The sequence below is a fragment of the Brachyspira pilosicoli genome, from assembly GCF_008016535.1.
GTDB lineage: Bacteria > Spirochaetota > Brachyspiria > Brachyspirales > Brachyspiraceae > Brachyspira > Brachyspira pilosicoli_A.
On the sequence record NZ_SAXY01000002.1, the window covers coordinates 22959 to 45860 of the forward strand.

General features: G+C 27.5%; 20 protein-coding genes and 1 pseudogene. 9 read left to right on the plus strand and 12 right to left on the minus strand.

All coding sequences use genetic code 11. The features are described from left to right. The first annotated feature begins 154 nt into the window (after nt 1–154). Both EPJ72_RS00190 and EPJ72_RS00195 read left to right on the plus strand, forming a co-directional pair. Nucleotides 155–1966, plus strand: a complete 1812-nt coding sequence (locus EPJ72_RS00190) for a glycoside hydrolase family 10 protein (RefSeq protein ID WP_147730265.1) — start codon at nt 155–157, stop codon at nt 1964–1966. A gap of 129 nt (nt 1967–2095) precedes the next feature. Continuing rightward, the gene (locus EPJ72_RS00195) at nt 2096–3196 is read left to right on the plus strand and encodes a SpoIID/LytB domain-containing protein (protein WP_199749252.1); all 1101 of its coding nucleotides are present in this window, start codon (nt 2096–2098) and stop codon (nt 3194–3196) included. 353 nt (nt 3197–3549) lie between these two features. Here EPJ72_RS00195 and EPJ72_RS00200 read toward each other — a convergent pair. The 6 genes and pseudogenes from EPJ72_RS00200 to EPJ72_RS00225 all read right to left on the minus strand — a co-directional run bounded on the left by EPJ72_RS00200 (nt 3550) and on the right by EPJ72_RS00225 (nt 10164). Continuing rightward, nucleotides 3550–4917 (minus strand): annotated as a pseudogene (locus EPJ72_RS00200) (aldehyde dehydrogenase family protein). A gap of 315 nt (nt 4918–5232) precedes the next feature. Beyond that, nucleotides 5233–5931 carry a purine-nucleoside phosphorylase gene (gene deoD / locus EPJ72_RS00205; protein ID WP_147730267.1) on the minus strand — a complete coding sequence of 233 codons (699 nt, stop codon included), beginning with the start codon at nt 5929–5931 and terminating at the stop codon, nt 5233–5235. A gap of 61 nt (nt 5932–5992) precedes the next feature. Next, nucleotides 5993–6763, minus strand: a complete 771-nt coding sequence (locus EPJ72_RS00210) for an HAD-IIA family hydrolase (protein WP_147730268.1) — start codon at nt 6761–6763, stop codon at nt 5993–5995. 42 nt (nt 6764–6805) lie between these two features. Further along, nucleotides 6806–8497 carry an amidohydrolase gene (locus EPJ72_RS00215; RefSeq protein ID WP_147730269.1) on the minus strand — a complete coding sequence of 564 codons (1692 nt, stop codon included), beginning with the start codon at nt 8495–8497 and terminating at the stop codon, nt 6806–6808. A gap of 369 nt (nt 8498–8866) precedes the next feature. After that, nucleotides 8867–9367, minus strand: a complete 501-nt coding sequence (locus tag EPJ72_RS00220; RefSeq protein WP_147730270.1) for a dihydrofolate reductase — start codon at nt 9365–9367, stop codon at nt 8867–8869. Further along, the gene (locus EPJ72_RS00225) at nt 9364–10164 is read right to left on the minus strand and encodes a thymidylate synthase (protein ID WP_147730271.1); all 801 of its coding nucleotides are present in this window, start codon (nt 10162–10164) and stop codon (nt 9364–9366) included. Before EPJ72_RS00225 ends, EPJ72_RS00220 begins: the two co-directional genes overlap by 4 nt. A 235-nt stretch (nt 10165–10399) precedes the next feature. Here EPJ72_RS00225 and EPJ72_RS00230 point away from each other — a divergent pair, with 235 nt between their 5' ends. Then, nucleotides 10400–11680 carry a hemolysin family protein gene (locus tag EPJ72_RS00230; protein WP_147730272.1) on the plus strand — a complete coding sequence of 427 codons (1281 nt, stop codon included), beginning with the start codon at nt 10400–10402 and terminating at the stop codon, nt 11678–11680. A 28-nt stretch (nt 11681–11708) separates the two neighbouring features. Here the strand turns inward: EPJ72_RS00230 and EPJ72_RS00235 are convergent, their stop codons facing one another. Continuing rightward, nucleotides 11709–12644, minus strand: a complete 936-nt coding sequence (locus EPJ72_RS00235) for a DDE-type integrase/transposase/recombinase (protein ID WP_147730273.1) — start codon at nt 12642–12644, stop codon at nt 11709–11711. 179 nt (nt 12645–12823) lie between these two features. Here EPJ72_RS00235 and ftsY point away from each other — a divergent pair, with 179 nt between their 5' ends. Together ftsY and aroA are read left to right on the plus strand one after the other, a co-directional pair. After that, nucleotides 12824–13777 (plus strand): signal recognition particle-docking protein FtsY, encoded by a 954-nt coding sequence (gene ftsY / locus EPJ72_RS00240; protein WP_147730274.1) that lies wholly within the window; start codon nt 12824–12826, stop codon nt 13775–13777. Between the two features lie 18 nt (nt 13778–13795). Beyond that, nucleotides 13796–15064, plus strand: coding sequence for a 3-phosphoshikimate 1-carboxyvinyltransferase (gene aroA, locus EPJ72_RS00245; RefSeq protein WP_147730275.1), 1269 nt, complete (start codon nt 13796–13798; stop codon nt 15062–15064). Between the two features lie 7 nt (nt 15065–15071). On the opposite strand, the gene EPJ72_RS00250 is transcribed toward aroA, so the two are convergent. Together EPJ72_RS00250 and EPJ72_RS00255 are read right to left on the minus strand one after the other, a co-directional pair. Further along, nucleotides 15072–15794, minus strand: a complete 723-nt coding sequence (locus EPJ72_RS00250; protein ID WP_147730276.1) for a polyprenol monophosphomannose synthase — start codon at nt 15792–15794, stop codon at nt 15072–15074. A 68-nt stretch (nt 15795–15862) separates the two neighbouring features. After that, complete coding sequence (locus tag EPJ72_RS00255) at nt 15863–16900, minus strand: hypothetical protein (RefSeq protein ID WP_147730277.1); 1038 nt, start codon at nt 16898–16900, stop codon at nt 15863–15865. A 212-nt stretch (nt 16901–17112) separates the two neighbouring features. On the opposite strand from EPJ72_RS00255, the gene EPJ72_RS00260 reads away from it, so the two are divergent. From EPJ72_RS00260 to EPJ72_RS00270, 3 genes are read left to right on the plus strand one after another with little or no spacing between them, the layout of a single operon-like run. Next, nucleotides 17113–17559 (plus strand): Spy/CpxP family protein refolding chaperone, encoded by a 447-nt coding sequence (locus EPJ72_RS00260; RefSeq protein WP_147730278.1) that lies wholly within the window; start codon nt 17113–17115, stop codon nt 17557–17559. 9 nt (nt 17560–17568) lie between these two features. Next, nucleotides 17569–18123 (plus strand): RNA polymerase sigma factor, encoded by a 555-nt coding sequence (locus EPJ72_RS00265; protein WP_147730279.1) that lies wholly within the window; start codon nt 17569–17571, stop codon nt 18121–18123. After that, a complete protein-coding gene (locus EPJ72_RS00270; RefSeq protein ID WP_147730280.1) occupies nt 18120–18593 on the plus strand; it encodes a zf-HC2 domain-containing protein in 474 nt (157 codons plus the stop codon). The genes EPJ72_RS00265 and EPJ72_RS00270 overlap by 4 nt, the downstream gene beginning before the upstream one ends. 3 nt (nt 18594–18596) lie before the next feature. Here the strand turns inward: EPJ72_RS00270 and EPJ72_RS00275 are convergent, their stop codons facing one another. Next, complete coding sequence (locus EPJ72_RS00275) at nt 18597–20135, minus strand: ATP-binding protein (protein WP_147730281.1); 1539 nt, start codon at nt 20133–20135, stop codon at nt 18597–18599. A gap of 24 nt (nt 20136–20159) precedes the next feature. After that, nucleotides 20160–20642, minus strand: coding sequence for an ATP-binding protein (locus tag EPJ72_RS00280; protein ID WP_147730282.1), 483 nt, complete (start codon nt 20640–20642; stop codon nt 20160–20162). Between the two features lie 195 nt (nt 20643–20837). Between EPJ72_RS00280 and mtnK the strand changes: the two genes are divergently transcribed. Next, complete coding sequence (gene mtnK, locus EPJ72_RS00285) at nt 20838–22037, plus strand: S-methyl-5-thioribose kinase (protein ID WP_147730283.1); 1200 nt, start codon at nt 20838–20840, stop codon at nt 22035–22037. An 82-nt stretch (nt 22038–22119) separates the two neighbouring features. Here the strand turns inward: mtnK and EPJ72_RS00290 are convergent, their stop codons facing one another. Beyond that, entirely contained in the window at nt 22120–22686 is a 567-nt protein-coding gene (locus tag EPJ72_RS00290; RefSeq protein WP_147730284.1) for a hypothetical protein, read from the minus strand. Nucleotides 22687–22902: the final 216 nt, after the last annotated feature.

Here is a 22902-nt window from a genome sequence, read left to right on the forward strand (position 1 = left end):
AAAAAACATAAAAATAATAGCATATGCAAAAAACTAGAATTATAATATAAATTTACATTATTATAGATATTTTGCAAGTACAAATTATAATTGCCTCAATAGTTTATATATAAATACCGAAAACTAATAAACAAATTTTTATTTTGTAGGTTTTATGAAAAAACAAATATTATTTATAACGATATTATTAACAATTATCTTATCATGTCAAAGTATAGAATATAAGGACAATAAAATTATTAATAAAATGCTTTTAAATAGTATCGATGAAGATAGAAGCCAAAACCCTATGTATAGAGAATTTAGAGCTGCTTGGTTTTCAACAGTTGCTAATATTGATTGGCCTATAATGGGAGAAAGTGAAGTAAAACAAAAGGCTTTAATAATAAAATATTTAGATACTCTTTACAACAATAATTTTAACGCAGTTTTTGTTCAAGTTAAGCCTGATGCCGGAGTAATATTTAAATCAAAAATCAATCCTACTACTAGGTACTTTTTTGGTATTAATCCAGAAGATGAAAGAGATGATTACCCATTTAAAACAGATATGCTTGAGTTTATAATAAATGAAGCTCATAAAAGAAATATAGAAGTTCATGCTTGGTTTAACCCCTACAGAATATCATTAAAATACGATACTAATAAAAGCTATGAAGAACAATTCTCCAAAAAAAATTTTATTCACACATATGTTTCAAATGGACTTAAGCCCGTTCATTGGTATGACAATAGATTATATTTAGACCCTGGTGAACCTATAAGTGCAAAATATGTAATGGATTCTATTATAGAAGTAGTTGAGAACTATGATATAGACGGTATTCATTTTGATGATTATTTTTATCAAAACTCATTAAACGGCAAAACATATAGAGATTGGCCTGATAGTGTAAGCTCTTCAAAATATGCAAGCAATCTAGGATATGATGCCAATAACACTTCTTATGATGATTATGGAGTTAATGGTTTATATGCTTGGAGAAGAAACAATATTAATAATTTAGTTAGCAGCATATATAAAGAAATAAAATTAAGAAAGCCTTATGTAAAATGGACTATATCACCTGCTGGAGTTTGGAGGAATAAACAGCCTTTAAGCGAATATAAGGGCTATATTAATGGAAGCGATAGTAAATCTTATAATCCAAACTTTGATGCTTTGCATGCTGATGTTTTACTTTGGATGCTTAATGGACAAAAAACAGCAACTCTCAGCAATGCTACAGAAAAAGACGGTTTAAATAAAATGTATATTGATGCTATTATTCCTCAAATTTATTGGAGCTCTTCGCATCAAACAGTACCTTTCGATAAAATGGTTGATTGGTGGATAGGTGAAGCAAGAAAATCTACAAACAAAAATATTGCTGACATATATATAGGACATGCTTTATATAAAATGGGAAGAGAAGATAAATATGAACCTTGGAAAGATGTATGGGTGATGTCTAAGCAAGTTGATTATATAAGATATGTCGGCAGAGATTATATAAAGGGCTCTTCATTTTTTACTATGCATAATATGTATTTAAATGATGTAGGCACTGGTGATTATGGATATAAGGCTATTGATAATATAAAGAAAAATAATTATATATTCAAAGCAGTAGTTCCAAAAATGAACACAATGAGAGATATTAATACTCCTCCTTTAAAATTGGAAAATCCAAGTTTAAAAAAATCTTTTGGTGTAAATGTAATTAGTTTTACAGACCCTAATGAATATAAGATTGATAAATACTCTCATGTTTTAAATGGCGTTTCAGTTTATTATGTAATATATAGAAAAAAACTAAATGACGGCAAACTTGAAATTCTAGATAAAATTAGAAGAGAAGATTTTAATACTAATTGTAAGATAGTTTATAGAGATGAAAAAGCTAATAAAAACATTAAATATATCTATTATGTTACTGCTTTAGATAGAATACATAATGAAAGCGAATATCTTGTAATACAATAAATATATCAAGTAGTTTTATTAACTTCCGATATTAATTTACGATAATTAAAAAACTACATTTATTTTTGGAGGAAAAATATATTTATGAAATTAAATAGATTTTTATTTCTAATATTAGTCTTATTTATAATTAATTCTATTTTTGCATTTGCTCAAATTAATAGTATAAGAGTATATTTAACAGATGTAAAAGCTCCATATACAATCAATATAAAAGGTCCATACAAGGCATATAATTATAAATATGAAAGTGAAATAATATCAGGCTTAACCAATGAAACAGTAATGGTTGTAGAAAACAGATTAGGCTTAAAGGTTAATGATGTTGGAGTTTATAAAGAGGGAATAGTTTTTGAAACTAAAGATGGTTTTACATTAAACGGCAAAGAATATTATGGTTCATTAAAGTTTATACCTTACAACGACACTATGATAGTAATTAATGAATTAGATATTGAAGATTATGTTAAAGGAGTATTACCTCATGAAATGTCTCCTTCTTGGCCTATGGAAGCATTAAAAGCACAGGCTGTTGCTGCACGTACTTATGCTATATTTCATATATTAAAAAACAATAATGAAAAACCTTTCGATGTTGATAATACTACAAAATATCAAGTATACAACGGCAGAGAAAAAATTAATTGGAACACAGAGCAGGCAGTAGACAGAACAAAATCTGAAATAGCTGTATATAATAATAAAGTAATAGCTACATATTTTAGTGCTTTATGCGGAGGATACACTGACAGTGCTAAAAATGTGTTTGGTGCTAATGTGCCATATTTAGAGGGAGTTGAATGTCCTTATTGTAATGCTCAAATAAAACCTTGGACTAATGCTTTAAGTTATAAAGAATTAAATAATGACTTTGCTTTAGAAGCTAATGAAAACTCTTCTATAAAAGTAAATAAAGACCCTAAATCTGGAAAGGCTATTAATATAAAAATAGATGAAAAAGATATACCTTCAAGAAATTTCAGAAATAAATTATCTCCTGTAATAGTGCCTTCTTTACAGTTTAATATAGAGAAAGTTGATAATGGAATAATAATCACTGGTAAAGGAAGCGGACATGGTGTTGGTATGTGTCAGTGGGGAGCATTTGGTATGGCTCAAGTAAAAAAAGACTATAAAGAAATTTTGAAATTCTATTATAAAGGCATAGAAATAGTTGATTACAATAAAGTAAATATAAAACTTGAACCAGATATATGGATTGAAAATTAATTTATTTTTTAATAATTAAATATAAACGCTCTTTTATTAAAGGGCGTTTTTTATTTATAAAATTTATTTCAAAAGTAAATTAATAAATATTTATATTGTTTTAATTTTACTGATTATAAATATATATTAAATAATGATATATGTTTGTAGCTATATTACATAAAAAATGCAGTTCTTTTGCTTCTTTTATACCAATAAAAGAAGTGGGGTGCGGGGCAAAGCCCTGCAAATATCTTAATTTAAACAAATAATTTTTATATTGATGTATGTTTTATTCAACTTTTTCCCGCAGCAAAAAGTTGCAAAAAGTGCAAATTTACAGAACTTAAATCATATTATATATAAAATAATTTTTACTTCTTAAATAACTCAAACAAAAACTTTAATGCTTTTATATTTTTGCTGTAAGGAGGATATTTAGTATTAAGTTCAAAATTATAACTCTTTTTTAATACTGTTGTTTTCTTTGTAAAGCATTCAAAACTATAATAACCGTGATACTCCCCTATTCCACTTGTTGACACTCCTCCAAAAGGAGCATTATTGTTTAATATATGGCTTATAGTATCATTTATAGATGCACCGCCAAAAGAAATATTGTTTAAGAAATGTTCTACAAAATTATTATCATCAGAAAAAACATACATAGCCAATGGGTGAGTACATACTTTATCTATAATATCTCTTGCCTCTTCTTTAGTGTTGTAATAAATTATAGGGAAAATAGTCCCAAATATCTCATCTCTCATAACATTATTTTCTAAACTATTAGGCTCTATTAATGTAATTGCGAGAGATAATTTTTCATCATCATATTCACCGCCATATAATATTTTTCCGTCATTTAAATAACTTTTTAACCTATCATAATGACTTTTATTGATAATTCTGTTTAATTTTCTCTCATCTTCAAATAGTTTTATTTCTGTATTAAATGCCTCCAAAAACTTATCTTTAATATTTTTGTTTACTAATAAATAATCAGGCGACACACATGTTTGCCCAGAATTAATAAACTTTCCCCATATTATTCTCTTTAGAGCCTTATTGATATTTTTTATATTATCATCAACTATAACAGGGGATTTTCCTCCAAGCTCCAAAGTAAGAGAAGTTAAAAAATTAGAAGAATTATTCATTATAATTTTTCCAACCCTAGGAGAGCCTGTAAAAAATATTTTATCATATTCTATTTTTGTAGTATATTCTGCAGGAAAAGATTTATCTACAACAGCAATATACTATTCATTAAATGTTTCTTTTATAGAAGAATATATTACATCATAAACATTACTTGTTAATTGAGAAGGAAGTATTATAGAAGTATTACCTCCTGCAATAGAGCCTATAAGAGGAAGAAAAGTTAATTGCAAAGGATAATTCCAAGGCGATATTATAAGTGATACCCCATAAGGTTTATTCATTATAATTGTTTTAGAATCTATTGTGAGGAAATTTCTTTTAACTTTTTTATCTTTCATCCAAGTTCTTAATTTTTTTATAAACAAATTTATCTCATCAATTATAATAAATAATTCAGTGCCAATAGCCTCAAACTCAAGTTTAAGCATATCCTTATTTAGAGCATTAATAAAATTAGCCTCATTTTTTATAATCATAGCCTTTAGTTTTTTTAGCTGCTCTATTCTAAAAGAATATTCTAACATATCACCGCTTTTAAAAAACTCTCTTTGCTTATTTCTTAACTCTTCTATATACATAAAAAATAGTATCCTTTAAAATATCTAATATATATTAAATATTTATCAAAATAAAGTTATATTTTAGTTTTGATATCTGGGGCTTTGCCCCGCACCCCAGTTCTTTTACGACCGTAGGAAGTGCCTTCGGTATTGGTATAAAAGAACCAAAAGAACTGCATTTTTATTATAAATTTTATAATTTAATTGTACATTAAAAGGCACTCTCCCGCACGACTAAGAAATTATAATTAAAGCATAACATTACCGTGCGGCAAGGTGGTACAGCTCGTACGCGGGAAAAAGAACAAGAAAAAACAATAATCTTCGTATATATCAAGCAAGCGATAAAGCCACTTCCATCATATTAGTAAAAGTTTTCTCTCTCTGCTCTGCTGTTGTAGCTTCTCCTGTAACCAAAGAATCTGATATAGTTACCATACAAAGAGCATTCACTCCTGCATATGCGGCATTCATATATAAAGCAGCAGCTTCCATCTCTACAGCTAACACCCCCATTTTTGCCCATTTAGGTGTAGCATTATTAGCTCCATAAAATACATCAGATGATACAATATTGCCTACATGATAGTTTATTTTCATCTCATCAGCCTTATTAACAGCCTTTCTAAGTAAATCATAACTAGCAATAGGAGCATAAGTGCCAGGAAGTTCATACTGTGAAGCATAATTAGAATCAGTACAAGCCCCCATTCCTATAACTAAATCACCAATATGAAGTTTATCAACTAAAGCACCAGCAGTACCAATACGTATTAAATTCTTACAATCATAAAAATGTATAAGCTCATAAGAATAAATACTGCAAGAAGGTATACCCATACCAGTGCCCTGAACAGAAACTCTTTTGCCTTTATATGTTCCAGTATATCCAAACATATTTCTTACACTATTATACTGCTTTACATTCTCTAAAAAATTCTCTGCTATAAACTTAGCCCTAAGAGGGTCACCCGGAAGAAGAATAGTTTCTGCAATGTCTCCTTTATTTGCTGATATATGCGGTGTAGCCATAATATATAAACTCCTTTTTTTATATAATTAATTATAACATAATAAAACTTTAATATATATATCAAAGTTTATCAACATCTATTTCTGCCACAGAATTAAATACATAATTTGGTTTATATGGAAACTCTTTTAGCATCTCCATTTTTGTAACACCAGATAATACTAAACAAGTTCTCATTCCAGCACCAAGCCCTCCAAGTATATCAGTATCCATTCTGTCGCCTATCATTACAGTATTTTCACTATGTGCATTAATTTTATTTTTTGCAATAGACATCATGATTGGATTAGGCTTACCTACTATATAAGGCTTTTTTCCAGTGGCAGTTTCTATAGCAGCAAGTATAGGTCCCACTGCAGGTATAAGTTCGCCATCTGGAGCAGGGTCTGTTATGTCTGGATTACAACCTATAAACCTAGCACCTTTATTTATAAGCGAAACAGCCTTTTTAAGCATATCAAAATTAAAAGCACTAGTCTTACCAACTACAACATAATCAGGATTAACATCATTTATACTATAGCCTATATTATAAAGCTCACTCACTAAACCGCCCGTACCTATCACATAAGCACTTCCATTCTCTTGCTGAGTCTTTAGAAAATTTGCCGTAGCTTGTGCTGCTGTAAAAAAATGTTTATCTTCTAAACCAGATACACCAAGAGATTCTAATTTTCTTTTTAAATCAATAGGTGTCTGCTCTGCATTGTTTGTTAAAAATAAAAAAGATACATTTTTTTCTAAAAGCATATTAATAAAATCTTTAGCACCATCTATTAAATTGTTTCCTCTATAAATTACTCCGTCCATATCTGATATTATACTAACCATATAATTTTACTCCTTTTATTATTTTTTATATCTATTTTTATATTATTTTTTGTATAAAGTTTTTCCTTCTTTTATTGTTTCTAAAACTTCTATACTGTTCATATCTTTACTATCTATTTTTAATGGGGCAGCAGAAAGTATTACTAAATCTGCTAATTTACCCTCTTTCAAACTTCCTTTTATATCCTCTTCTCCATTTTGATAAGCTGCATTTATTGTGATAGCCTTAAAAGCATTTAGAGCATCTATCTTCTGATTTTTTCCAAGTAATACTCCATCTTTTGTAGTTCTATTTAAAGCACAGCTTATAGTTTCTATCATATTAGGTTTTATAACTGGTGTGTCTTGATGATATGTAAAAGGTAAATTATTTTCTAATGCAGTTTTACTTGCACTTATTTGAGAAGCTCTCTCCATTCCTAAGTTTATTATATGAGTATCGCCCCAATAATATATATGAGCAACAAATAAGGAAGGTATTATATTAAACTCACTCATTCTTTTATATTCATTTTCTTTTACAATCTGGCTATGAACCAATACAGCTCTATAATTATTTGTAGTATTTCTCTCTGTCATAACCTCAGATATTGCATCAACATATTGCTCGGCAGCTGCATCCCCATTACAATGAGCCTGCAATTGCATTTTATCATCAAAAGATTTTCTTACATATTCTTTTACAGTGTTATAATCATGTATAGGATATCCTCTATAGCCTTTCTCTCCTGTTATATAAGGCTCTTTTAACCAAGCCGTTTTAGCCTGAGGAGAACCATCTAAAAATATTTTGTAGCCTGATATTTTAAATCTATTGCTATACTTACCAATTAAATCTTTATGTTCATCAAAAATATTAGGAGCATTCTTTAAATCTATAAAACCTATTATATCTATTTTAAATCTATTATTTGTTATCATATTCTCTATTAATGGGAAATCAGTATTAACTATTAAAGAGTTTTGAGCAGTTGCAATACCATAACTTAAATAAAAATCTTCTGCCTGATTAACAAAGTTCATCATGTCTTCATCACTAACCTTAAAATCAACCTCTCTAGCATATTTCATAAAAGCAGCCTCTTCCATATAACCTGTAGGCTTTCTGCTATTAGGATATCTTTCTATAACCCCGCCTTCTATATCTGGAGTATTTTCATCTACACCAAAATATTCTAATGCCTTAGAGTTCATGCTTCCAACATGTCCAGATGCATGCGTAATAAATATAGCTAAGTTTGTAGAAACTTTATCTAAATCATCTCTTGTAGGATTTTTTTTATCTGGAAGTAAATTATTATCATAACCAAAACCTATAACCCAAGCACCGTTTGTAAGATTATTGTTTTTTATATAATCTTCTAACCTTGAATCAATTTCTGCTACATTTGCTGTGCCTGATAAATCTACTGTTGTAAGAGCCTGAGCAAAACTTATTATATGACTATGTGCATCTATAAAAGCAGGCATTAAAGTTTTACCTTTCAAATCTACTGCTGATTTATTTTTTATTAAATTATTTGCTTCTTCATCAGTGTATGCCACTTTTGTGATTACTCCGTTACTTACTTCTAAAGCCTTAGCATATAGAGTATCTTCTGTGTTTCCTTCCATAGTTATAATATTGCCGTTATAATAAACTTGCAAATTACTATCTTTTTTACTTGCACAAGAAACACAAATAAACGAAATAACTGAAATAAACAAAATTGATAAATATAACAATCTCTTCATAATATTCCTCTATAATCATTTATTGATAACAAGATTATATATTATAAAGTAAAAATTACATAACACTTTTTATTCTGTTAAATATCTAAAAACTATATTTTATGAAAATATTTTTAATTTTTTTATTTGCGGTGGCTTTGCCCCCGCACCCCCACTTCTTTTATTGGTATAAAAGAAGCAAAAGAACTGCAATTTTTATATAAAGAATTATCAGTTATATAACATATAAAATATTGTTTATATAACTAAAAGTATAAAGATTTTAAAACTAATTATTTATTAATTATAATATAATTAATAAAATATTTTGTTTTATACAATAATAAGTAATAACGTGTGGAAAGATTTTACAACCTACAGTTTACAAAGCTAAAAATTTTTAGTATATTCCACAATATTAACATCTGCATCATCATAAACAAAGTTCTTTAATATTTTTGAAGAAAATAATTTGCTGTCTACTTCTGGAAAAAATCTGTCGCAATTATAGTCTTTATTTATATGAGTGAGATATATTTTATCAGCATAACAAATCGCTCTTTTATAAATGGACTCCCCTCCTATAATAAATATTTGACTATGCTTTTCTAATAATAATTTAGAAATAGCATTTTCAAAATTGTCATCATAAAAAAGGTTGTCGTATTTATCTGAAAGCTCATTTTTATTAGATGATATAACAATGTTTTTTCTGTTTGGAAGAGGCTTTGAACCTAATGACTCAAAAGTAACTCTCCCCATAACAACAGCATATCCTGTGGTAGTGCTTCTAAAAAACTGCATATCCTCTTTAATGTGCCCCCAAGGCATTACACCATTTAAGCCTATGCCGTTTTTTGAATCAACTGCGGCAATTAATGATACTATCAAACAGCCACCTCCGCTTTTATAGTTGGGTGATATTTATAGCCTTCTAATCTAAAATCCTCATAAACATGGCTAAATATATTCGGACGCTCTTCTATAAACAATTCTGTAGTCTGTTCATATGGCTCTCTTGAAAGCTGAAGTTTAACTTGCTCCATATGATTATTATAAATATGGGCATCGCCAAATGTCATTATTAATTCTGAAGCTTTAAGCCCGCTATGCATAGCTAAAAGCCTTGTAAGTATAGCATAAGAGCTTATATTAAAAGGAACACCCAAAAACAAATCTGCAGAACGTTGATATAAATGAGTTATTATTCCGCCTTCATTATTAACAAAAAATTGGCACATCATATGGCAAGGAGGCAAATGCATTTTATCAATCTCTCCCACATTCCATGCATTCAAAATATTTCTTCTGCTTGTTGGGTTATTTCTTAATGTATTAACAACATTAGAAATTTGGTCTATTTTATTTCCTTCTTTAGTCTCCCAAGCTCTCCACTGCTTTCCGTATACTGGTCCAAGCTCTCCCATATCATCAGCCCACTCGTCCCATATATGTACATTATTTTCAAGCAAAAATTTTATATTTGTTGAGCCTTGCAAAAACCATAACAATTCTATTATAACACCTTTCATAAATACTTTTTTTGTAGTTATAATAGGTATTTTATTATCTTCAAATTTAAATCTTAACTGCGGAGCAAATATTCTTCTCGTGCCAACCCCAGTTCTGTCTTTAATATCTTCACCCTCTTCTAAAACTTTTCTTAATAATTCTAAATAGTTTTTCATAAACAATCCTAATTTGTTTTTAAAACTAATTATACATGTTTAATGATTTTTAGCAATTATATATTTGATATAATCAAAAAACACTAATAAAAATAGCTATTGTAATTTTTTTTATATATTATAAAATATTAAAATATAGGAAATTATTAACAAATATGCCGCTGAGTAATAACATTTTCAAAAATCAATCTTATTTTTTCATGAGTAAAATCTACTACTTTTTTAAGGGAATATAATGGACATAATTATTATTATAATATTAATACTTTTAAATGGAATATTTGCTATGTCGGAAATAGCTATAATATCGGCAAGAAAAAGTTCTTTAACAAAAGACATTAAAGACGGAAATAAAAATGCACAAATAGCTTTAGATTTAGCTAATGAACCAGATAAGTTTTTATCAACTATACAGATAGGTATAACATTAATAGGAATACTAACAGGTATATACTCAGGAGACACTATATCAAAAGATTTATCAAACCTCTTACTAAAAATAAATATCCCAGCATCATATTCTCTAGTAATATCACAAGTAATAATAGTAGCATTAGTAACTTATTTAACATTAATATTTGGAGAATTAGTACCAAAAAGGTTGGGCATGGTTATGCCTGAAAAAATAGCAAAAGCTGTGGCTAGCCCTATGACTATATTATCAAAAATAGGAGCCCCTTTTGTGTGGATATTATCAAACAGTGCTATTATAGTTTCTAGAACTTTGGGCATAAAAGATGAAAAAACACCTATAACAGAAGAAGAAATAAAATCTATGGTAGAAGAAGGAAAACAAGGCGGAGAAGTAAAAGAAGTAGAACAAGATATTATAGAAAGAGCATTTTTTTTAGGGGATAGAAAAATAGAATCTATTATGACTCATAGAGCTGATATAGTATATTTGGATATAAATATGACTAATGATGAAATAAAAAAAACAATATCCAAAAATCCTTATACTATATACCCTCTAATAGACAAAACTTTAGATAATATAATTGGCGTTATAAAAATAAATGAAATATTTGACAAATTAAATAACAGCAAAGCAAAAATTGAAAAATATGCACAAAAAGCTACATACTTTCACAACAATATGGAAGTTTATTTAGTATTGGAAGAAATGAAAAAAAATAATACTAAAATAGGCTTTATATCAGATGAGTTTGGAAATATAGACGGTATGATTACACAGCATGATATATTTTCTGCTTTGGTTGGCTCTATTAGCGAGACAAACAAAAATATGGATATAAGAAAAAGAAAAAACGGCGGGTATTTTGTAGACGGACAATGCCCTATTTATGACTTTTTAGAATATTTTGAAATAGAAGATGAAAACATATCAAATAACTATAACACTATAAGCGGACTAATATTAGAATTATTACAGCATGTACCAAAAGAGGGAGAATCCATAAACTGGAAAAACTTATCTTTAGAGATAGTTGATATGGACGGAGCTAGAATAGATAAAGTTATAGTAGAAAAGTTAGAAGACAGCAAAGATAATTAATCATATTGTATCTTTATATAATATCATGTCATGGAGCCATAGATATTGTACTTTTACTTGCTATAATATTTTTGATTCTTTCTTTGATTGTAATATAACCTAACGAAGAAATCAATCTTTGATTGTTATAAAAATGTGTATATTCTTTTAATTTTTCTCTCAATAATTCTACTGTGATATTTTTATTTAATCGTGAATAAAATTCTCTTTCGTCTATGCCGTGTACTCTTTCTACTACGCCATTGTATCTTGGTGTTGCTATAGGAATATATCTCCTCTCTAATTTATTTTTTAAGCAGTATTCATCAAAAATATTGATTTTAGGAGTATTAATACAGCGATAAGTATATTCCATACCATTGTCCGTTTGTATAGCCTGTATCTTAAAAGGTGAAGTTTTTAAGACATATTTTAAGAAAGATAAAGCACTAGAAGGTGTTTTATCTTCATAGATTTCTCTCCAACTATAACGTGTAGCTAAATCTACAGCAGTGAATTGATAAACTCTTTTTCTGCCTAATTTGATATATTTAGTGTCTATTTGAACTATTTTGCCTTCTTTTTGTATTTTAGAGACAAATTTTCGTTTATCATATCGCTTCTTTTTCTTTTTTATTTTGTATCTCCAAAGATTATTTCTTTTTAGTACATTCTCTATAGCTGTAACACCTATCTTAATGCCTTCACGATTTAGATATGCTTTAATGTAATGCTTACCTCGATATTCTTTAGTATAGAGTTCAATAATTAAATTAATAGCTTTTTGATTATTAAAGATATTTGGAGAAGTTTTTGGCTTAGTACTAAAATTAGCGACAGTTCCAGTGTATTTATATTTCTTAAGCCAAGTATAAAAAGTGGATTTATTTATTTTTTCTATCTTTAAAAATCTTTTAATATTTTTAGTTTTTAATGCTTCATCCACTATAAATAATTTAAATTCTGTGCTATAATCTTTTTTCATAGTAGTATCCTTTTATTTGTTTTATATATCAAAAATATTATAACAAGGATACTGCTTTTTTTATACTAAAAAATGTCCAATATCTCATACTCCTAAACATATTAGAAAATTACATAACTTGAAAAAATATTAATAGCTTATATAATATTATAATAAATTTTTTACTGGAGAATAAATAGATGCAAAATTTATATATAATAATAGCTGTTGTTGTAATTTTAGCTTTAATAATATTATTGGTATTAAAAAATAAATCGAAAAAACCTCAAGTGTCTTTAACAACTTCAAAATCAAAATTTTCTTTATCATCATTATTTAATAAATCTTCAATTAATGATGAGTTTTTTGCAAGTTTAGAGAATATGCTTATAACAGCAGATGCAGGAGTAGAAACTACAAAAGATATTATTTCAAAATTAAGAGAAGTTGTAGAAAAAGAAAATATAAAAGATTCATCAGAAGTAAAAAAGCATTTAAGAGAGATTTTAATATCTAAGTTCATAAATAAAAAAATAGAATTAAAAGAAAAGAATATATTATTTATAGTGGGTGTAAATGGTGTAGGCAAAACTACTTCGATTGCAAAATTAGCAAACATATTAAAACAAAATCATAAAATAATTTTAGCAGCATCAGACACATTCAGAGCAGCCGCTATAGAACAGCTTGAAGAATGGGCTAATAGATTATCTGTAACAATAGTTAAAGGTCAGCAAGCAGGAGACCCAGCTAGTGTATTATTTTCTGCTTTAGATAAAGCAAAAGCAACAAATGCTGATATAGTAATAGTTGATACGGCTGGCAGATTTCACAATCAGGATAATTTAGTTAAACAATTAGAAAAGATGAAAAAAATAGCTACAGAAAGATTTAGCGAGTTTAATTTTGTGCCTATACTTGTATTAGATGCTAATGTTGGGCATAATGGTATAGAGCAGGCTAAAGTATTTACTAATGCTTTAAATATACAAGGTGCTATTGTTTCAAAATTAGATAGTTCTGCTAAGGGGGGGGTTGCTATAAGTGTGGCTCATTATTTATCGCTTCCTATATATTATGGAGGTTTTGGTGAGAAGGTAGAAGATTTTAGAGAGTTTAATGCTGAAGAGTTTATTGATTCTATTTTGCAATAATTGTTTTTGGAGATTCGTATGTCTTTAGTAGTAAAACCTTCTTATGATATTTATGGTTCTTTATATATACAAATAAGTAAAAGTGATGCCCATAGGGCTTTAATAGCTGCCGCTCTTTCTAAAGAGATAAGCATATTAAAACCTTGGATGAAAAATGTAGGTGATGATATAGAAGTAACAAAAAATGCTATTTCTAATTTTGCTGACTTAGTTCCAGAGTTAGATTATTTGAGAGTTATTCCTAAAAAAGATAATTCTATTAATGATATAGTGGTTGATGTTAAAGAGTCTGGCACTAGCTTAAGACTTCTTATTCCTATAATGTCTGCACTTAATATTAATACTACTTTTATTGGTTCTAAAAAACTATTTTCTAGACCTATATCGGTATATGAACAAATATGGAAAGAACAAGGATTATTTTTTGATAAAAAAGAAGATTCTCTTACAATAAAAGGTCAATTAAAAAGCGGAGATTTTACAATAAAAGGTAATATCAGCAGTCAGTTTATAAGCGGTTTATTGTTTGCTGCTCCTTTGCTTGAGGGTAATTCTAAAATTATAATTGAAGGCGAATTAGAATCATCTCCTTATGTGTTTATGACTTTAAAAACATTGAAAGAGGCAAAGATAGAAATATCAAAAAACATGGAAAACTCACTTATAGAAATATATGGCTCTCAAGAATATTCAGCTCTTAACTATGAAATAGAGTCCGATTGGTCGCATGCTGCTTTTTTTGCTGCTGCTGGTACTTTGGGAGGAGAGGTTACCCTTTATGGATTAAATAAATATTCTATACAAGGTGATAAAGAAATATTAAATATTTTAAAGTTTATGGGGGCTTCTATTAATTGTAATGAAGATTGTTCTATTACAGTTAAAAAAACAGGAAGACTTCATGCTATGGATATAGATGTGTCAGATATACCAGATTTAGCTCCTATTATTACAGCATTAGCTTCTACTGCTAAAGGAACTACAAAACTATATAATGCAAGCCGTTTAAGATATAAAGAAAGCGATAGAATTAATGATTTAAAAGATAGTTTCACTAAAATAGGGGCAAAAATAGAGGTTACAGATGATGAAATCTATATAGAGGGTGTTGAAAAGTTAGAGGGAGGAAGCACCACCTCTCATAACGATCATCGTATAGCTATGGCTTTAAGTATTGCTTCTACAGTATCTAATAATGATATTATTATAGATGATGCTGAGTCCATTAATAAATCTTCTTTTAACTTTTTGGAACAGTTTAAAAGTATAGGTGCTAGAATTGACTAATATGTAATTATTTATTAAAATATTTTGACTTATCTCTAAATCTTAAACGAACAACTCTAAATAATGCTTCAGTTATTATATTTTTAGACATTTTTGATTGACCGCTTCTTCTTTCATAAAATATAATAGGCTCTTCTGCTATTTTTTTACCATTGCTTTCAAAAGAATAATTCATCTCTATTTGGAAAGAATATCCAGCCGATAAAATATTGTCAAAGTTCATAGTTTTTAACACAGATACTCTAAAACACTTAAATCCGCCAGTAATATCCATTATCTTTGAACCTAATATAAATGAAGCATATCTATTTCCATAATATGATAAAAATAATCTTCTTAAAGGCCAATTAACTACACTAATACCATTACAATACCTTGAACCTATCACCAAATCCAAATTCTCTTTTTCCATTCTATCAACAAAATTAATAACAAAATTATGGTCATGAGAAAAATCTGCATCCATCTCTATAACATAATCAGGATTATACTGAAAAGAATGTTTAAACCCAGCTATATAAGCAGGTCCAAGTCCTTCTTTCTTTTCTCTTTTTAATAAATGGACTCTATTGTTATTCAAATATTTTTCAACAATACTTGCTGTACCATCCGGACTATTATCATCAACTACTAGTATTTCTATATATTCTGGTAATGCCAATACAGTATTAAGCATTTTTTCTATATTATCTTTTTCATTGTAAGTAGGTATTATTATTATTGCTTTCATTTACATTCCTGTTTTTCTATTTTAAAATATTATATATTATTTTTTTATGTTTTCAATATAATTTTTTATTATTTAGAATAATTATCAAGCTCATTACAAAATTTTACAAAGTCTTCATAAACAGTTATAGACTGCAAATATCTTAAATATATCATTAACCCAGAATCTATATGCTTAAAAAACTCAACATCCCATAGCTCTGTTTCTACAAATCCTCTTTTATAATCATATTTATAATATTCAAACTTATAATAAAATGTCCTAAAATATTTTACTTTAGCAAAACATAATTTATATATTCTAAATATTATTCCAATAGTATCATTAGTGTTAAAAAACTTATCTGTAAAAATTAATGCTTTATGTGAGTTTTCTTTTTCCTGATACCATTTATCATTTTCTTTTATTAGTTCATATTTTTTTATTATATTTTCTTTATCAAGAGAATATAGGGAGTTATAATTATAATCATATCTTACTATTTTGTTATTATAATCTATATCCTCACATATTATATAAAATGTTTTATTATCTGTATGAATATTTATTTTTATATTAGAATCGTTATAGTTTTCATCTACTCTAAAAACATCATATTCTGATGGGCAAGCATTAAAATGTGTATCACATTCTATATGTATTACATTTTTAAATATTATCTCTATATCATGATAACAAGATAAATCATTGCTTCCTACTATATGCAAGTCTATTTTATAATCATTAATCATAAAATCTAACCACATATTGTCTTTAATTGATTCATTAATTTTTTTTAATGTATTTTTTGCTTCTATAATATTAATAGTACTTATATAATTATAAAATTCATTTTCTAAATATGTAATATTATTAAAAGCTAATTTATCTTTATGTTTAATTATTTTTATGTTTATATTATTTTCTTTACTAAAGAATAATTCATATTTAAAATCATTATTTGTTATTGTTATTTTATCATCTAATTCAGTAATATCTGCTTTATTATTGTTTTTTTCTGCAATATGTTTTGCTAATTTATATAATATAGTTCTATTATTTTCTTTTGAATTATTAGCTATATTTATTATTTTATTATCATTATCAAGAAATAGTATTTTATACATATATAATAGCCTTAATATTTTAATAGTATATTGATTATATATGAAAATAGTATTTATTGAAATAGTTAATTTATTTAATTTCCTTGAAATATTTTGTAAATAGACTAAAATAATATAAAATATATATATAAATAGGGAACTTTTTTCCATTTATATACGTCTAATATTTTGAATAAAGAGATATATTTGATTAAAGAGGTTAAGGTTAGTACATGAGAAAAAGGCTTATATTATTATTTATATTATTATTTTCATCACTCCTTATTGCACAGCCTCCTGCACCTAGGCATGGCAGAGGAATGGGCGGCGGCAGAGGAATGCATAGAGGAACTGATAAATTGGGTCCGGATGCTTTACGATTTTTACAAATGGCAGGCATTGTATTAACAGAAGAGCAAACAAAAAAGGTTTATGATATAGCTATTAAATTTGTTCAAGAAGAAGAAAACATTAGACTAGAAATAGAAAAAATAGACTATAATATAAGAGAAGAACTTATTAAGGATAATCCAGATAGAAATATGTTGAGAAATCTTATTAAATCTAAAAAAGATTATGAAGCGGAGAGAGATTATTTAAAAATGGTTCGGGATTTAGATATAATAGATGTATTAACACCTCATCAAAGATCTCAGCTTCTCAATTGCAAAATGAGGTAATTATTTTTTATGAGTGGTGTAGAGATGGCATTTGATGAAAATAATTTTTTAGAAGCTTTTAAAAATGGAGATGAAGCTGCTTTCAAAGAACTTATGGAGGCTTATAAAAAACCTTTGATTAATCTAGTATATTCTCTTGTTTCTAATTATGATGAGGCAGAGGAGATTATACAGGATGTTTTTGTTAGCTTTTATATAAAGAGAGAGAGCTTTGAGGGACGGTCTAAGATTTATACTTGGCTTTATAGGGTTTCTTTTAATAGGACAGTTGACCATATAAGAAAAAAAGAAAGAGAAAAGAGATACAGACTTAAAGAATACAGAAATGCCCAGATGCAGGAAGCTCATGATAATGATAGTATAAATAAAATAATTGTAGCTGAGAGTTTATCTAAGTTGGAGGATGATTTTAGAATACCTCTTATGATGGCAGAATATGAGAATTATTCTTATACTGAGATATCTGAGAAATTGGACTTGCCTATTAATACCGTGAGAACAAGGATATTTAGGGCAAGAAAGAAATTATTAGAAATAATAAAAAAAATGGGGGTAACTTTATGAACAACACACATGAGTATTATGAAATGCTTGTCAGCAGATATAAAGATAATGATTTAAATGATGAAGAAATAGCAGAAATGGAAGAGCATTTGCATGAATGTGCTAAGTGCAGAAAGTTTAAAGAAGAAATTTTTGCTATGTCATCTATTTTAACGGGTAAGATGCCTATAGAAGTTAATAATACCAAAAAGAAATTTAAATTTGTACCTTATATTGCTTTTATAGCAGCTATGTTATTGATATTTGTTGGAATAGGTGTAGTCATTAACAACAATAATAATACAGCATCTGCTCCAATAGTAGCTTCAACAGCTGTTTCACAAGAACAACAAGAAGAGAATGTATATAGCGAAGATGGCTACAGTGATTATGCACTTTTATCTACATACTTTGATTATGCTGAAGAAAATCAAAGCACTGAAGAAGACAGCATAACAGTATTATCTGCTTATATGGCTTATATGGAATAAAAATTAATTTTTGGAAGTATTTACAACTCCAAACGGTATTCTTAATTTTACTATTGTACCAGCACCTTCAGAACTATCTATTGCAATGGCACCTTGCATAGTATCAAGAAGGTCTTTAACTACAGATAAACCTATTCCTATGCCGCCGTATTCTCTTTCAAATCTTGAGTCGCTTTGATAGAATGGTATAAAGATTTTCTTTAGTTTGTTTTGCTTTATTCCCTTGCCTGTATCTTTTACTGTAATTTCTATTTCATTTGGCATGATGTTTTGCATAGAATGATAATTAAATAAGTCTGGTGATAAATCTATAACTTTAGTTTCAATAGGATCAAGCATTCTAACATTTATAGATATTGTGCCAGACTTTGTAAATTTAAATGCATTAGAGATTATACCTTCCATTATTAATCTAAATCTCTCTTTGTATCCTATTAAAGTTTTACAATTTTCTTCTATATTGATTTCTGTTTTAATATCTTTTGGGTATATAATTTTATATCCTTCTATTATTGAGTTTAATTCATCTTCAACATTAAATTCAGAAGTATAACTATAGCTCTCATCATCTTTAATAGCAATTTGTATTAAATTATTATTATTGTCATATAGTTTTTTTATACTCCTAGATATAACATTAATAGCCTCTTCTTTTTTATCTTCAGCAAGAGTTTTTCTTTTTAATAAGTTAATATATCCCATTATCTCTGTAAATGGATGTCTTAGTTCATGAGTGATAGTTGCCTTAAACTCTCTTATAAGCTTATTATAATAATTAACACTTTTTTTCAAAGAGTTTATTTCATTAAATAAAGAAACCAATCTTTTTTGTAAAATATCGGTATGCTTTTTTTGCTGTTCATAGAGTATTGAAAAATAAAGTCTGTTTAAGCCTATTTCTGTACCTGCATTTTTTATTATGCCTTCTTTGCACCACTTTATTGCCTCAGTAAACTCTACAAAAAAAGAATCAATGTTCTCTTCCATAACAGAACCGTCTGTTTTCACTTTTTTAGGTTTTAATCCTGTTATATCGCATGTAGCAATATTTATTCTCTCTGTAATAATTCCAGAAGAGCTGTAATACTGATGACCTAAAACTTTAATATTTTTTATATTAGCACTATAGCCTGTTTCTTCTTCTAATTCCCTTTGAGCACATTTTCTTATACCCATATTGCTGTCTTTCATATTAAGTTCATCTTCTTCAAGCATTCCAGCAGGAAACTCTAAAAATGACATAATATTTTCATCTATTTCCTCAGCAGTTTTGTTATTTAATACTTTTTCTTTATAATAAACTACGGGTCTGAAATTTTTAATCATAAGTACATGCATTTGATTATTTATATAAGTATATGGAACTATTATAACAGCATCAGAGCCTTTTCTATTAATGATGTCGCAATTATATTCTTTTGAAAAACTGCCGTCATCATATTCATTTATAGCTATAAATCTTTCTAGTGTAACAAAACCAGTGTCCAATTTTATTTCAGGAGATTTATGAAAAAATTTAGTATCTTTGACTTTTTTAGGCATAATAGTTTTCTCTTTATTGTCATTTTATATATTCTTATTGAATTTTTTAATGAGCGTAATAACATTTCCTTTTTTATTATGTTTTACTTCATCAAAATAGGATTTTATTATTATAATTCCTCTTCCGCTTTCTCTAGCGAAACCATCATCTTTAATTGCTTTTAATGCTCTTTTTATATTAAAGCCTTCTCCATTATCTTTTACTTTAATTATGATAATTTTATCATTTTCATTTATATCTAAAGTTAATTCTATATTAGTATTTTTTGCAAGCTCGCTTTTTAGTAATTCTTTTAATTTTTTATTATATATATTTTTTTGAAGCCACTCTTTTTTTTGTTCATACAATATATTGAGATTGCCGTGCTCTATGGCATTTATTATTACTTCATATAATGCTGATGAGAAAAGGTCAGTATCTATTATGTATTTATTTATTTTTAGACATATATGTTCTATGAGTTTGCTTATATTATCTAAATCATTATCTAGTATATACTTTTCCACTTAAAAACAACCCTATAATAGCTTTACTCTAAAGTATACCATTATAATGATATTATATCAAATTTAATGTTTATATTTTTTATGAAGTATTGTTTATTAGTTGTAATTTTTATATTGTATAATTGTATTTTAGTGGTATTTTTTGCGTTTTATTAATATAATATTAGTGATAATACTAGTTTAAGGATATAAATAATGTGTAAATTTGATAAGCACTTTTTAATGAATACAGAAGATGTCAAGGAATATTGTAAGAAGGTTTTAAAGTATTTTAATGAAGATGAAGAAATCGATGCTATTGAAATAGGAGACGGTAATATAAATTATGTGTTTAAGGTTTTTAATAAAGATAAAAAATCTATCATAATAAAGCAGGCTGATGAGTTTTTACGCTCTTCTGGCAGGGCTTTAGATGTTTATAGAAGCAAGATAGAAGCTGAAATATTAAAAATAGAGTATTCTTTGTCGCCTAATCATATACCTAAAGTTTATTCTTATGATGAGAATATGCATGCTTTGGCTATGGAAGATATATCTGATTATAAAAATATGCGTAAAGAGTTATTAGAAGAAAAACAGTTCGATAATTTTTCTGATGAGATAGCTGATTTTTTATCTAATGTTTTGCTTCCGACAACTGATTTAGTAATGGATAGAGCAGAGAAAAAAGATAATGTGAAGCTTTTTATAAATAAAGAATTATGCGATATTACAGAGGATTTAGTTTTAACAGAGCCTTATTATAATTATAAAAATAGAAATATAATATCTAAGGGGCAAGAAGATTTTGTAGAGAAGTTTTTGTATAATGATGAAAGCTTAAAATTTGAAATATGCAAATTGAGAGATAGGTTTATGAATTATTCTCAGGCACTTATACATGGAGATTTGCATACTGGGTCCATATTTATAAACAAAAACGGCATAAAAATAATAGATCCAGAGTTTGCATTTTATGGACCTATAGGATACGACATTGGTAATGTTATAGGAAACTTATTTTTCTCTTTGGCTAATAAAACTTATTTTTCTAATAATAAAGATTTTGTTCAATGGATAAATAAAACAATAATAGATACATTTGATAAAATAAATATTTCTTTAAGAAAGAAGTATGATGATATAGTTACATTTAGTCTTTATAAAAATGAGAGTTTTAAAGAATATTATTTGAGTTCTATATTATCAGATTCTATAGGATATGCAGGCACAGAGATAATAAGAAGAACAGTGGGGGATTCTAAAGTAGCCGAAATATCATCTTTAGAATTATCTGATAAAAAACTTATGATGGAGAGAGCCTTAATAAAAACAGCAATATTGTTTATAAAAAACAGAAATACTATAAATGAAGGTAAGAAATTAATAGATATATTTGAGTTTATAAAAGAGTAAGATTTTATAGATAAATAAACTTTTAATACTAAAAAGGCTTAATCAGAAAAGATTAAGCCATAATTTTAGCAAAACTTGAATATTAGAACCAGTATCTAAATCCTAATTGACCAGCAAAGCCAAAGAATGAACCAAAATCAAAACCGCTTCCGCCTTCACCTATATATATACCTAATAATCTAAATCCGCCGCTTCCAACACTAAGTACACCTACACTAGGAGCCAATTCCACAAATACTTCCCAGTTTTTAGCAAATATAAAAGAGAATCCTATAGGCACTCTTAAAGCAGCACTAATATTCCAATATTGGCTTCCAAAATCAACGCTTGCTCCAAGTCCAGGTCCTAAATAGAAATGAATACCAACTGAATCTTTCAACAAAGGAATTTTTAAACCCCACCAATCCATAGTAAATCCAATACCGAAAAGCTGATAACCTTCACCAAATAATATTCTGCCTGTTACTCCAAACATTAAAGGAACGCCTTTAAATTGTCCTGTTAAGCCTAAAGAAGTACTAGCAGGAAAACCTCCCATAAATGCAGCACCAATAGCAGCACCATCAGAATAGGCTGCATGTGCTTGAGTAGGAACAGTTGTTATTAATGCCAAAGCAAGAATAATAGATAAGATAATTCTTTTTAACATAATACATCTCCTTCTATTTAATATAATTTAAATATATATTTTTGATTAAAAAAAGTCAATAGATTTGTAGTTGGTATTGTTTAGGAGTGTGAGATATTGGACATTTTTTAGTATAAAAAAAGCAGTATCCTTGTTATAATATTTTGAACATAAAACAAATAAAAAGGATGCTACTATGAAAAGAGATTATAGCACAGAATTTAAATTATTTATAGT

Coding starts and splice junctions, on each gene's coding strand:
- EPJ72_RS00190 (WP_147730265.1), top strand. CDS start 155: ATGAAAAAACAAATATTATTTATAACGATATTATTAACAATTATCTTA.
- deoD (WP_147730267.1), bottom strand. CDS start 5,931: ATGGCTACACCGCATATATCAGCAAATAAAGGAGACATTGCAGAAACT.
- EPJ72_RS00210 (WP_147730268.1), bottom strand. CDS start 6,763: ATGGTTAGTATAATATCAGATATGGACGGAGTAATTTATAGAGGAAAC.
- EPJ72_RS00215 (WP_147730269.1), bottom strand. CDS start 8,497: ATGAAGAGATTGTTATATTTATCAATTTTGTTTATTTCAGTTATTTCG.
- EPJ72_RS00225 (WP_147730271.1), bottom strand. CDS start 10,164: ATGAAAAACTATTTAGAATTATTAAGAAAAGTTTTAGAAGAGGGTGAA.
- EPJ72_RS00230 (WP_147730272.1), top strand. CDS start 10,400: ATGGACATAATTATTATTATAATATTAATACTTTTAAATGGAATATTT.
- EPJ72_RS00235 (WP_147730273.1), bottom strand. CDS start 12,644: ATGAAAAAAGATTATAGCACAGAATTTAAATTATTTATAGTGGATGAA.
- ftsY (WP_147730274.1), top strand. CDS start 12,824: ATGCAAAATTTATATATAATAATAGCTGTTGTTGTAATTTTAGCTTTA.
- aroA (WP_147730275.1), top strand. CDS start 13,796: ATGTCTTTAGTAGTAAAACCTTCTTATGATATTTATGGTTCTTTATAT.
- EPJ72_RS00250 (WP_147730276.1), bottom strand. CDS start 15,794: ATGAAAGCAATAATAATAATACCTACTTACAATGAAAAAGATAATATA.
- EPJ72_RS00255 (WP_147730277.1), bottom strand. CDS start 16,900: ATGTATAAAATACTATTTCTTGATAATGATAATAAAATAATAAATATA.
- EPJ72_RS00260 (WP_147730278.1), top strand. CDS start 17,113: ATGAGAAAAAGGCTTATATTATTATTTATATTATTATTTTCATCACTC.
- EPJ72_RS00265 (WP_147730279.1), top strand. CDS start 17,569: ATGAGTGGTGTAGAGATGGCATTTGATGAAAATAATTTTTTAGAAGCT.
- EPJ72_RS00270 (WP_147730280.1), top strand. CDS start 18,120: ATGAACAACACACATGAGTATTATGAAATGCTTGTCAGCAGATATAAA.
- EPJ72_RS00275 (WP_147730281.1), bottom strand. CDS start 20,135: ATGCCTAAAAAAGTCAAAGATACTAAATTTTTTCATAAATCTCCTGAA.
- mtnK (WP_147730283.1), top strand. CDS start 20,838: ATGTGTAAATTTGATAAGCACTTTTTAATGAATACAGAAGATGTCAAG.
- EPJ72_RS00290 (WP_147730284.1), bottom strand. CDS start 22,686: ATGTTAAAAAGAATTATCTTATCTATTATTCTTGCTTTGGCATTAATA.